This window comes from Pseudomonas sp. XP2 (genome assembly GCF_053557975.1).
Map to the genome: position 1 here is coordinate 106520 of NZ_JBNRIK010000001.1, position 11342 is coordinate 117861.

At 60.7% G+C, this 11342-nt stretch carries 7 protein-coding genes; 3 read left to right on the forward strand and 4 right to left on the reverse strand.

Features of this window, described 5'->3' with window-relative positions:
• The 3 genes from ntrC to glnA all read right to left on the reverse strand — a co-directional run.
• The coding region (gene ntrC, locus ACK1VC_RS00465) for a nitrogen regulation protein NR(I) (protein WP_449117803.1) at window positions 1-1354 on the reverse strand (1354 nt) is incomplete at its 3' end.
• Window positions 1351-2436, reverse strand: coding sequence for a nitrogen regulation protein NR(II) (gene glnL / locus ACK1VC_RS00470; protein ID WP_016489593.1), 1086 nt, complete (start codon window positions 2434-2436; stop codon window positions 1351-1353). The genes glnL and ntrC, both read right to left, overlap by 4 nt.
• 356 nt (window positions 2437-2792) lie before the next feature.
• Complete coding sequence (glnA, locus tag ACK1VC_RS00475) at window positions 2793-4199, reverse strand: type I glutamate--ammonia ligase (protein WP_016489592.1); 1407 nt, start codon at window positions 4197-4199, stop codon at window positions 2793-2795.
• 469 nt (window positions 4200-4668) lie between these two features.
• On the opposite strand from glnA, the gene thiI reads away from it, so the two are divergent.
• Window positions 4669-6123 carry a tRNA uracil 4-sulfurtransferase ThiI gene (gene thiI / locus ACK1VC_RS00480; protein WP_016489591.1) on the forward strand — a complete coding sequence of 485 codons (1455 nt, stop codon included), beginning with the start codon at window positions 4669-4671 and terminating at the stop codon, window positions 6121-6123.
• A 128-nt stretch (window positions 6124-6251) separates the two neighbouring features.
• Window positions 6252-8075 (forward strand): translational GTPase TypA, encoded by a 1824-nt coding sequence (gene typA / locus ACK1VC_RS00485; RefSeq protein WP_016489590.1) that lies wholly within the window; start codon window positions 6252-6254, stop codon window positions 8073-8075.
• A gap of 122 nt (window positions 8076-8197) precedes the next feature.
• On the opposite strand, the gene ACK1VC_RS00490 is transcribed toward typA, so the two are convergent.
• The gene (locus ACK1VC_RS00490) at window positions 8198-8602 is read right to left on the reverse strand and encodes a YkgJ family cysteine cluster protein (RefSeq protein WP_049870388.1); all 405 of its coding nucleotides are present in this window, start codon (window positions 8600-8602) and stop codon (window positions 8198-8200) included.
• Window positions 8603-8786: 184 nt separating this feature from the next.
• Here ACK1VC_RS00490 and ACK1VC_RS00495 point away from each other — a divergent pair, with 184 nt between their 5' ends.
• The gene (locus ACK1VC_RS00495; protein WP_016489588.1) at window positions 8787-11237 is read left to right on the forward strand and encodes a glycogen/starch/alpha-glucan phosphorylase; all 2451 of its coding nucleotides are present in this window, start codon (window positions 8787-8789) and stop codon (window positions 11235-11237) included.
• The last annotated feature ends 105 nt before the right edge of the window (window positions 11238-11342 follow it).

Consider the following 11342-nt stretch of genomic DNA (forward strand, 5'->3'; position numbering starts at 1 on the left):
CCCAACCCAGCAACAGCGCCGCATCCCGGCGCCGTCCGGCGGTGTGCTTGAGCGCCGTCTCGATCATGATCCGTTCAAAACTCGGCACCGCGCTGTCCAGCAGGTTCGACTGCCCGCGTGCCAGCGCCTGGTCGGCCCACTGGCGCAGGGCCTGCTCCCAGTTGGTGACCGGTGCAGCATCCTGTGGCAGGTTCAGCAGCTCGGGGGGCAGGTCGCCAATCAGCACCTCGCGGCTGGAGGCCATCACGGTGATCCAGCGGCAGGTGTTTTCCATCTGCCGCACATTGCCCGGCCATGGCAGGTTGCGGATGAACTCTTCGGTTTCCGGTTTCAGAATCTTCGGCTCGACGGCCAGCTCCTGAGCGGCCCGGGCAAGGAAGTGGCGGGCGAGGGCAGGGATATCCTCGCGACGGTCGGCCAGCCGCGGAATGTGGATGCGGATCACGTTCAGGCGGTGGAACAAGTCCTCACGGAACTTGCCCGCCTGCACCAGCGACTCCAGGTTCTGGTGAGTCGCAGCAATGATGCGCACGTCGACCTTGACCGGCACATGCCCGCCAACGCGATAGAACTCGCCATCGGCCAGTACCCGCAGCAGGCGGGTCTGGGTGTCGGCAGGCATGTCACCGATTTCGTCGAGGAACAAGGTGCCGCCATCGGCCTGTTCAAAGCGGCCCCGGCGCAGGTTGGCAGCACCGGTGAAAGCCCCTTTTTCATGGCCGAACAGCTCGGACTCCATCAAGTCCTTGGGGATGGCCGCCATGTTCAGGGCAATGAACGGCGACGCCGCACGCGGGCTGTGACGGTGCAGGGCATGGGCGACCAGCTCTTTGCCGGTGCCGGACTCGCCGTTGATCAGTACGGTGATGTTGGAATGGCTAAGGCGGCCGATGGCGCGGAACACCTCTTGCATTGCCGGGGCTTCACCGATGATCTCCGGGGTGCGTGCCAGATTTTGTGGCACATCCAGGCCTTGCTGCTCTTGGGCATGCTGGTTGGCGCGCTTGACGAGCGAGACGGCCTCGTCCACATCGAACGGCTTGGGCAGGTACTCGAAAGCACCGCCCTGATACGACGCCACGGCGCTGTCGAGGTCGGAATGGGCGGTCATGATGATGACCGGCAGGCGCGGGTGGTGTTCGCGGATCTGTGCCAGCAGGTCAAGACCGCTGGCGCCCGGCATGCGGATGTCGGAAATGATCACGTCCGGCTGCTGGCGTGCCAGGCGGCCCATCACGCCATCTGCGCTGTCGAAGCTCTGGGTGGTCATGCCTTCTTGTTGCAGGGCTTTTTCCAGGACCCAGCGGATGGAGCGATCATCGTCGACGATCCATACGGTTTCACTTCGGCTCATGAGGCGGTGGCTCCTTGTTCCAGGGGCAGGTAGATCGAGAAGGCGGTGTGGCCTGCGTGGCTTTCGCACTCGATCAGGCCCTGGTGCTGGCTGATGATGTTCTGGGTAATGGCCAGGCCCAGCCCGGTACCGTCCGGGCGGCCACTGACCATGGGATAGAAGAGGGTGTCTTGCAGTTCCGGTGGAATGCCCGGGCCGTTATCGATGATCTCCACCCGCGCGACCAGGCGATGGCGAACATGGCCGATGGTGAACTGGCGCAAGGCGCGGCTGCGCAGGGTGATGCGGCCCAGGCGCAGTTCGTTCTGCGAACTGATCGCCTGCATGGCGTTACGCACGATGTTGAGCACGGCCTGGATCATCTGCTCGCGGTCGATCAGCACGTCCGGCAGGCTTGGGTCGTAATCGCGCACCAAAGTGATGCAGCCCTGGCTTTCGGCGTCGACCAGGCTGCAGACCCGCTCCAGCACTTCGTGGATGTTGGTCATGGCCAGCGATGGCAGTTTGTTCGAGCCGAGCATGCGGTCGACCAGGTTGCGCAGGCGGTCGGCCTCTTCGATGATTACGTTGGTGTAGTCGCGCAGGCCTTCTTCGGGTAGCTCGCGGGCCAGCAACTGGGCCGCGCCGCGAATGCCGCCAAGGGGGTTCTTGATTTCGTGGGCCAGGCCGCGCACCAGCATCTTGGTGGTTTCCTGCTTGCTCAGTTGGGCCTCTTCCTTGGTGATGCGCAACAGCCGGTCGCGGGGGTGCACCTCCAGCAACAGCAGGGTCTGGCCCTGGTTGAGGATGGGCGTTACCGCATAGTCCACGGTGATGGTCTGCCCGGTCAGCGAGGTGAGCTGCGCTTCGCGCTTGGTGAACGGGTGCGCCTGCTCGACGGCCTGGCGCAACGAGCTGAGCGCCTCGGTCGATTCGGTAAACAGCTCGCTGATGAACTGCCCATGGCTACGTTGACCACTGACGGCCAGCAGCATTTCCGCGGCCGGGTTCATGTATTCCAGGCGCAGCTCGGCGTTGAGCAGCAACGTGGCGGTGGTCAGGTTGTCCAGAAGCAGACGGTGCTGCGCATCGCTGATGGTCATAAGGCGTCGTTGACCTCTTTTGGCGCTTGCCTGGCATTTCTTTGGCCAGGGCCGGGCTCGGGGTGCATCGGCTGATGCGTGTCTCTCCGCAGAAAAAATGCAAGAAACAAACCAAAGCTCCGAAAAGAAGCGGGATTTGCCGATAAAGGCCTGGATCTGCGCAAATTCGGATCAGAAAGTCTTGATGAAACGTTTAATGTGAACCAGATTGGGGAGCAAATCGGGGCACTGTACTCAATCTTGCACCAAGATAGAGCATAGCGTGGCGGGCGAGGGTTCTGCGTGTGGCGCAAACGAAAACGGCCTCCCGAAGGAGGCCGTCTTGATCATGTCATCGGCGCGAAGCGGCGATCAGATCAGCAGCTGTAGTACAGCTCGTATTCCAGCGGGTGCACGAAGGTACGGACCTTGATCTCTTCTTCCGACTTCAGTTCGATGAAGGCATCGATGAAGTCGTCGGAGAACACGCCGCCCTTGGTCAGGAACGCACGGCCTTTGTCCAGCTCTTCCAGGGCTTCTTTCAGGCTGCCGCAGACTTGCGGAATGTCCTTGGCCTCTTCTGGTGGCAGGTCGTACAGGTTCTTGTCGGCAGCATCGCCTGGGTGAATCTTGTTCTGGATGCCGTCCAGGCCGGCCATCAGCAGGGCCGCGAAGGCCAGGTACGGGTTGGCCGATGGGTCCGGGAAGCGTGCTTCGATACGGCGGGCTTTCGGGCTGCCGACGTAAGGAATACGGATCGAGGCGGAACGGTTGCGAGCCGAGTAGGCCAGCATTACCGGAGCTTCGAAGCCTGGGACCAGACGCTTGTAGGAGTTGGTCGACGGGTTGGTGAAGCCGTTCAGGGCCTTACCGTGCTTGATGATACCGCCGATGAAGTACAGGGCGGTGTCGGACAGGCCGGCATAGCCTTCACCCGAGAAGGTGTTCTTGCCGTCTTTCCAGATCGACATGTGCACGTGCATGCCCGAACCGTTGTCGCCGTACAGTGGCTTCGGCATGAAGGTAGCGGTACGGCCGTAAGCGTCGGCAACGTTGTGCACGACGTATTTCAGGGCCTGTACTTCGTCAGCTTTCTTCACCAGGGTGTTGAACTTGACGCCGATTTCGTTCTGGCCGGCAGTCGCCACTTCGTGGTGGTGAACTTCAACGGTCTGACCCATTTCTTCCAGTGCGTTGCACATGGCAGTACGGATTTCGTGGTCGTGGTCGAACGGCGGAACAGGGAAGTAGCCGCCTTTCACGCCTGGACGGTGGCCTTTGTTGCCGCCTTCCACGTCAGCGCCGGTCATCCACGAGCCTTGCTCGGAGAAGATCTTGAACATCGAGCCGGAGATGTCCGAGTGGAACTTCACTTCGTCGAAGATGAAGAACTCTGGCTCCGGGCCTGCGAATACGGTATCACCGATGCCGGTGCTCTTCAGGTACTCTTCGGCGCGCTTGGCGATCGCACGTGGGTCGCGATCGTAGCCCTGCATGCTCGACGGGTCGACGATGTCGCAGGTGATGATCAGGGTTGGTTCTTCGGTGAACGGGTCCAGCACGGCGGTGTCGTCGACCGGCATCAGGATCATGTCGGACGCTTCGATGCCTTTCCAGCCAGCGATGGAGGAGCCGTCGAACATCTTGCCGACTTCGAAGAAGTCTTCGTCCAGCGCATCACGCGACGGCATGGTCACGTGGTGCTGAATGCCTTTGGTGTCCGTGAAACGCAGATCAATCCACTTGACGTCATGATCTTTGATGAGTTGAACCGACTTCGACATGTTGTCCTCCGGATGGTCTAGAGCGCGGTGGGCCGCTGCCCTGGAAAAAGGGTGTTGCCGGGCGCGGATAGTCGGCCAAGCTTACCTGCCTCACAAGGGAGCAAATTGCATGCCAGTGCCCGAAAATGGCGAGGGTGGGATAAAAGCAGGCGTTTGCGGGCATTTGGCGGTGGGTTGGCGGGGAAAAGTGCACCCTTACGATGCGGTTTTTGGCATCAACGCACCAATAGGGTGCATTGGTTGGCTGTGTGCTTCCTTTAAGGGCCTCATCGCCGGCAAGCCAGCTCCCACTGGGAGGGCGCAGGTCTTGAGGCCCGCCGAAGTCCTGTGGGAGCTGGCTTGCCGGCGAGGAGGCCAGTACAGGCAATATAAATCCAACCTTCTGTACAAAAGTTGGTCAAATCCTGAGCAGTTTCCGCTATAATTCGCGCCCCACATTTTCGGCAGGCCCTGCGCGCGCTGTTAACCAATGAAACTTATCGTCAAAGTCTTCCCAGAAATCACCATCAAGAGCCGGCCGGTGCGCAAGCGCTTCATCCGTCAGCTCGCCAAGAACATCCGCAACGTGCTCAAGGACCTCGATCCTGAGCTCGCGGTCGATGGTGTCTGGGACAATCTCGAAGTGGTCACCCGCATCGAAGACGAAAAAGTCCAGCGCGAGATGATCGAACGCCTCACCTGCACCCCGGGTATCACCCATTTCCTGCAGGTAGAGGAATACCCGCTGGGTGACTTCGATGACATCGTTGCCAAGTGCAAGCAGCACTTCGGCCACCTGCTGGCCGGCAAGCACTTTGCCGTGCGCTGCAAGCGCGGGGGGCACCATGACTTCACCTCGATGGACGTCGACCGTTACGTCGGCAGCCAGCTGCGCCAACAGTGTGGCGCGGCCGGCATCGAGCTGAAGAAGCCTGAAGTGCTGGTGCGCATCGAAATCCGCAACCAGCGCCTGTACGTGATCCACAACCAGCACCAGGGGATCGGCGGCTACCCGCTGGGCGCCCTGGAGCAGACCTTGGTACTGATGTCCGGTGGCTTCGACTCCACCGTGGCAGCCTACCAGATGATGCGCCGTGGCCTGATGACCCACTTCTGCTTCTTCAACCTTGGCGGCCGTGCCCACGAGCTGGGCGTTATGGAAGTGGCCCACTACCTGTGGAAGAAGTACGGCAGCAGCCAGCGCGTGCTGTTCATCAGCGTGCCGTTCGAAGAAGTGGTCGGCGAGATCCTCAACAAGGTCGACAACAGCTACATGGGCGTGACTCTCAAGCGCATGATGCTGCGCGGTGCCGCGCACATGGCTGACCGCCTGGAAATCGATGCCCTGGTCACGGGCGAGGCCATTTCCCAGGTGTCCAGCCAGACCCTGCCGAACCTGTCGATCATCGACTCGGCCACCGACAAGCTGGTGCTGCGCCCGCTGCTGGCCAGCCACAAGCAGGACATCATCGACCAGGCCACCGAAATCGGCACCGCCGACTTCGCCAAGCACATGCCAGAATACTGCGGCGTGATTTCGGTAAACCCGACCACTCACGCCAAGCGCCACCGCATGGAGCATGAAGAGAAGCAGTTCGACATGGCCGTGCTGGAGCGCGCCCTGGAGCGCGCCAAGCTGATCTCCATCGACCATGTGATCGACGAGCTGGGCAAGGATGTCGAAATCGAGGAAGTGGCCGAGGCGCTGTCGGGCCAGATCGTCATCGACATTCGTCACCCCGATGCCCAGGAAGACGAACCCCTGGTGCTGGACGGTATCGAAGTCCAGGCCATGCCGTTTTATGCCATCAACAGCAAGTTCAAGCACCTGGACCCCACGCGCCAGTACTTGCTGTATTGCGACAAGGGTGTGATGAGCCGTTTGCACGCACACCATCTGCTCAGTGAGGGACATGCCAATGTGCGTGTTTATCGTCCGACATAAGACGCCGGGGCTGTATGGCGGCAGTATCCGCCATCGCCCTCCCGACCACCGGGCCCGCTGAGCCTTAAACAGTACATATTGGCCGCCTACACTGGGCGGCAACCGAATCCTCTGATCGAGATACACTTGTGATCGAAAATCTGCGTAACATCGCCATCATCGCCCACGTTGACCATGGTAAAACCACCCTGGTCGACAAACTCCTGCGTCAGTCCGGCACTCTGGAGCGTAACGAGCTCAACGACGAGCGCGTCATGGACTCCAACGACCAGGAAAAAGAGCGCGGTATTACCATTCTGGCGAAAAACACCGCCATCAACTGGAACGGCTACCACATCAACATCGTCGACACCCCCGGCCACGCCGACTTCGGTGGCGAGGTTGAGCGTGTAATGTCGATGGTCGATTCCGTGCTGCTGCTGGTCGACGCTCAAGACGGCCCTATGCCGCAAACCCGCTTCGTAACCAAGAAGGCTTTCGAAGCTGGCCTGAAGCCAATCGTCGTGATCAACAAGGTTGACCGCCCGGGCGCGCGTCCTGATTGGGTTCTGGACCAGATCTTCGACCTGTTCGACAACCTCGGCGCTACCGACGAGCAGCTGGACTTCAAAGTGGTCTACGCTTCGGCCCTGAACGGCATTGCCGGTCTGGACCACACCGAAATGGGCGAAGACATGACTGCCCTGTACCAGGCTGTCATCGACCACGTTCCAGCGCCAGCTGTTGACCGTGACGGCCCGTTCCAGATGCAGATCTCTGCACTGGACTACAACAGCTTCCTGGGTGTTATCGGCGTTGGCCGTATTGCCCGTGGCCGCATCAAGCCGAACACCCCGGTTGTCGCCATCGACGCTGACGGCAAAAAGCGTAACGGCCGTATCCTCAAGCTGATGGGTCACCACGGCCTGCACCGCGTCGACGTTGAAGAAGCCCAGGCTGGCGACATCGTTTGCATCAGCGGTTTCGACGAGCTGTTCATCTCCGACACCCTGTGCGACCCGACCGCCGTTGAGGCGATGAAGCCGCTGACCGTTGACGAGCCAACCGTTTCGATGACCTTCCAGGTCAACGACTCGCCGTTCTGCGGCAAGGAAGGCAAGTTCGTCACCAGCCGTAACATCAAGGACCGTCTGGACAAAGAGCTGCTGTACAACGTAGCCCTGCGCGTTGAAGAAACCGATTCCCCAGACAAGTTCAAGGTCTCGGGCCGTGGCGAGCTGCACCTGTCGGTACTGATCGAAACCATGCGTCGCGAAGGCTTCGAGCTGGCCCTGGGCCGCCCAGAAGTAATCATTCGTGAAGTAGACGGCGTCAAGCAAGAGCCGTTCGAAAACGTCACCATCGACATCCCTGAAGAATCCCAGGGCAAGGTCATGGAAGAAATGGGTCTGCGTAAAGGCGACCTGACCAACATGGTCCCGGATGGCAAGGGCCGTGTTCGCCTGGAATACAACATCCCGGCGCGTGGTCTGATCGGTTTCCGTAACCAGTTCCTGACCCTGACCAACGGTGCAGGCATCCTGACCTCGATCTTCGACCGCTATGACGCTGTGAAGTCCGGCCACATGTCCGGCCGTCAGAACGGCGTACTGGTTTCGGTCGAAACCGGCAAGGCGCTGACCTACTCGCTGGAAACCCTGCAGGCGCGTGGCAAGCTGTTTGTCGAGCACGGTCAGGAGATCTACAACGGTCAGATCATCGGCCAGAACAGCCGCGACAACGACCTGGGCGTCAACCCTACCAAGGGCAAGAAGCTCGACAACATGCGTGCTTCGGGTAAAGACGAAGTCATCGCCCTGGTTCCGCCTGTTCGCTTCACCCTGGAACAGGCTCTGGAATACATCCAGGAAGACGAGCTGTGCGAAGTAACGCCGAAGTCCATCCGTCTTCGCAAGAAGATCCTGGACGAAAGCGAGCGTACCCGCGCTGCCAAGAAAGCCAAGAACAGCTAAGTTAGCTTTGGCTGAATGAAAACGCCCCCGGTCGAAAGGCCGGGGGCGTTTTTTTATGCCTTCAGGATTTGTGTTGGCCCCTTTGCGGGCTTGCCCGCGAAGACGCCCTTGAAGCCTGACGATCAGCGCCCGACCACCTTGGGCTTATAGGCGCAATACCCCGGCCGCGGCCCGACCTTGGGGTGGTTGCGGCAGGTATCCGGGCGCTTGTCATAAATGGTGCACAGCCGGCTTTTACGATCCAGATACATGCAGTCATCGTTGCTCATCCGGGTCAGGGTGAAGATCCCTGACTTCTGGTTGAAGCGCTCGATGATGCCTTCCTTCTGCAAGCGTTTAGCCACGTTTTTGGGGGGTTCGTCTTTCTCGAACTCGTCCACCACGCCGATACGGATCAGATCCTTGATCTTCACCTCTACCGGCAGGGTGCAGCAGGTCGAATGGCAGCCGTGGCACATGTGGCTGGCGTAGCGCTGCCAAGTCTCCAGGCGGTCGACTTCGGCGGCGGCGATCAGGGTCGTTTTCATCTTTATAGGGTGGATCACGGTCTTGGGGCGCGCGATGATACCGGAATTGCTCAATTTATGAACAACCTTTTGCCGGATTCGCAGAGTCGGCATGAAAACTGCGAACAGTCACTGTCACTCCCTGTCGAAGGGTCTAGTCTGATCAATCTCCCTCCGCTTTCGTCAACTTGCCAGAGGATGCCGCATGTCTCAGGAACCCAAAGCACGTGACGCCGAGGTGGCCGAATTTCGCGCCGCTGTACTGAACAAGCTGACCTACGCGGTCGGCAAGGACCCGGAACATGCGTTCGACCACGACTGGTTCGAGGCCATCGCTCTGGCCGCGCGCGACCACATGGTCGACCACTGGATGGACCACACCCGCCTGGCCTATCGTCGTAGCCAGAAGCGGGTCTATTACCTCTCCCTCGAGTTCCTAATCGGGCGCTTGCTGTACGACAGCCTGAGCAACCTGGGGCTGCTGGACGTCGCCCGTGATGCGCTGGAAGGGCTGGACGTGGACCTGGAGCGCATCCGCCTGCTCGAGCCCGACGCCGCCCTGGGTAACGGGGGTCTCGGCCGCCTGGCTGCGTGCTTCATGGAAAGCATGTCCACCCTGGGCATCGCCGCCCATGGTTACGGCATTCGCTACGAACATGGGTTGTTCCGTCAGGCTGTAGTCGATGGCTGGCAGCAGGAACAGACTGAAAACTGGCTGGACTTTGGTAACCCCTGGGAGTTCGAGCGTGCTGAGGTGATCTACCCGATCAGCTTCGGCGGCAGTGTCGAAACCGTCAACGATGCCAGTGGCAACCAGCGGCAAGTATGGTCGCCGGGCGAAACGGTGCGGGCGGTGGCCTACGACACGCCCGTGGTCGGCTGGCGTGGATCCAGCGTCAACACACTGCGCCTGTGGCGTGCGCGGGCGCTGGAAGAGCTGCACCTGGAGCGCTTCAATGCCGGTGACCACCTGGGGGCCGTGGCCGAAGTGGCGCGGGCCGAGAGCATTTCGCGCGTGCTGTACCCGGCCGACAGCACCGAGGCGGGGCAGGAACTGCGCCTGCGTCAGGAGTACTTCTTTGTGTCGGCTTCGCTGCAGGACTTGCTGCGCCGTCACCTGAACATGCACAAGGACCTGCTCAACCTGCCCGACGCGGCGGCCATCCAGCTCAACGACACACACCCTTCGATTGCCGTTGCCGAGTTGATGCGGCTGCTGGTGGACCAGCATGAAGTGCCCTGGGACAAGGCCTGGGAACTGACCGTTGGCACGCTCGCCTACACCAACCACACCCTGCTGCCCGAAGCCCTGGAAACCTGGCCGGTAGCCCTGATGGAGCGCATGCTGCCGCGGCACATGCAGATCATCTACCTGATCAACGCCTACCATATCGATGCATTGCGGGCCAAAGGCCTGCACGATTTCGACGTGCTGCGCGCGGTGTCGCTGATCGAGGAAGACAATGGGCGCCGGGTGCGCATGGGTAACCTGGCGTTTCTGGGCTCGCACAGCGTCAACGGTGTGTCCGCGCTGCACAGCAAGCTGATGAAGAGCACGGTGTTTTCCGAGCTGCACAAGCTCTACCCGCAACGGATCAACAACAAGACCAACGGCATTACCTTTCGCCGCTGGCTGTACCAGTCAAACCCTCAGCTGACCGAGATGCTGGTCGAAGCGCTCGGGCCGGAACTCAAGGACGACCCTGAAGGGCTTCTGGTTGGCCTGGTGCCATTTGCCGACAAGGCCAGTTTCCGCAAGCAGTTCGCTGCTCAACGGCTGCACAGCAAGCGTGCCCTGGCCAGCATCATCCAGGACCGCATTGGTGTCACGGTGAACCCTGAAGCGCTGTTCGATGTGCAGGTCAAGCGTATCCACGAGTACAAGCGCCAGCTGCTCAACCTGCTGCACACCGTGGCGCTGTATCAGGCCATTCGCAACGATCCCGGCACCAGCTGGGTGCCGCGGGTGAAGATCTTCGCCGGCAAGGCTGCGGCCAGTTACCACCAGGCCAAGCTGATCATCAAGCTGGCCAACGACATTGCCCGGGTGGTGAACAATGACCCGACCGTGCGCGGTCTGCTCAAGGTGGTGTTCCTGCCTAACTACAACGTTAGCCTGGCCGAAAGCATCATCCCGGCGGCCGACCTGTCCGAGCAGATTTCCACCGCAGGTTATGAAGCCTCCGGTACCAGCAACATGAAGTTCGGCCTGAACGGCGCGCTGACCATCGGCACCCTGGACGGTGCCAACGTGGAAATGTGCGAACAGGTGGGTGCCGACAACATGTTCATCTTTGGCCTGACTGCGCAGCAGGTCGAGGCGCGCAAGCGTGCCGGTGATTTTGGTGCAAACGCCGCCATAGCCGCTTCCAACCGCTTGAGCGACGTGTTGCAGGCGATTCGCAGTGGTGTGTTCTCGCCAGACGACCCATCACGCTATACCGGGTTGATCGACGGGCTGGTGGCCTATGACCGCTTCCTGGTGTGTGCCGACTTCGATGCCTACTGGGATGCCCAGCGGCGGGTCGAAGAACTGTGGCACACACCGCAGGAGTGGTGGCGTATGGCCGTGCTGAACACGGCGCGGATGGGCTGGTTCTCGTCGGACCGGACCATTCGCGAATATGCGACCGAGATCTGGAAGGCACTGGATTGAGCATGTGGGTCCGGGTTGCGGCCCATTCGCGGGGCAAGCCCGCTCCCACAGGATCAGCGTTGTCTTGAAGGCAGCGCAAACCTGTGGGAGCGGGCTTGCCCCGCG

What these genes read in the sequence shown, in the direction of transcription:
- glnA (WP_016489592.1), bottom strand. Translation starts at nt 4,199, where the DNA reads ATGTCGAAGTCGGTTCAACTCATCAAAGATCATGACGTCAAGTGGATT.
- ACK1VC_RS00495 (WP_016489588.1), top strand. Translation starts at nt 8,787, where the DNA reads ATGTCTCAGGAACCCAAAGCACGTGACGCCGAGGTGGCCGAATTTCGC.
- ACK1VC_RS00490 (WP_049870388.1), bottom strand. Translation starts at nt 8,602, where the DNA reads ATGAAAACGACCCTGATCGCCGCCGCCGAAGTCGACCGCCTGGAGACT.
- glnL (WP_016489593.1), bottom strand. Translation starts at nt 2,436, where the DNA reads ATGACCATCAGCGATGCGCAGCACCGTCTGCTTCTGGACAACCTGACC.
- thiI (WP_016489591.1), top strand. Translation starts at nt 4,669, where the DNA reads ATGAAACTTATCGTCAAAGTCTTCCCAGAAATCACCATCAAGAGCCGG.